Below are 926 nucleotides of genomic sequence, written 5' to 3' on the forward strand. Positions count from 1 at the left end.
CCGGCAAGAACGCAGTAAGTGGAAGAAGCCTTTAAAGATGATTCGGGAAAACTTCTTACCTCGGTTATCAAAATACAAAGAGCAAAATAAAATCTTTGGCGACCGTAACAGCTATTCCAAAACGGATAACAGCGCAACCTTTATGCGGATGAAGGAAGACCACATGAAAAACGGACAGCTTAAGCCTGGTTATAATGTGCAAATGGGGACTGAAAATCAATTTGTTTTATTTTACACTATTCATCAACGGCCTACGGACACACGTTGTTTTATTCCTCATATGGAGAAACTTGCGTCCTCCACTTTACCTATGCCCAAAACAGTAATTGCGGATGCGGGATACGGAAGTGAGGAAAACTATGTATATGCGGTTGGTGACGAGAAAGAGCCACGATTTGATTTTTTGATTCCATATGGATCCTACATACACGAACAAACACGTAAATACAAAAAGGATTTAAAAAATGCAAAAAACTGGACTTATCATGAGCAAGATGATTGTTTTATTTGCCCAAATGGCAGAAAAGTTCCGTTTAAAAAATATCAAAACAAAAAGAATCAGTCCGGATATGAACAAAGCTTTAAAATATATGAATGCGAGGATTGTACGGATTGCCCATTGAAACCCCAGTGCACCAAAGCAAAGGGGAACCGTCAGGTTCATTGGAATACCGTCTTTGAAGAAATGAAGGCAAAGGCAAAAGCAGCCCTTGAATGTGAAGAAAAAACCGCCATCTACTCGAGACGAAAGATCGAAGTAGAAAGCGTGTTCGGTCACATCAAGGGCAATCGGTCGTTCCGCCGGTTTTCTTTGCGAGGGCTCGACAAGGTGCATGTCGAGTTCGGCATTGTGGCTTTAGCCCACAACATACTGAAAGTAGCAGGCATCCGCCAGCTACTTTCAGAGAAAAATTCAAAAGATAAAA

Annotated in this window: 1 protein-coding gene; it reads left to right on the top strand. The window is 41.3% G+C overall.

The genetic code is table 11. From position 1 onward, the window contains the following. Positions 1-926, top strand: a 926-nt coding sequence (locus AC1Q59_RS24770) for a transposase (protein ID WP_492368528.1), incomplete at both ends; no start/stop codon positions are given.

Source organism: Cytobacillus sp. MT66 (assembly GCF_058792595.1).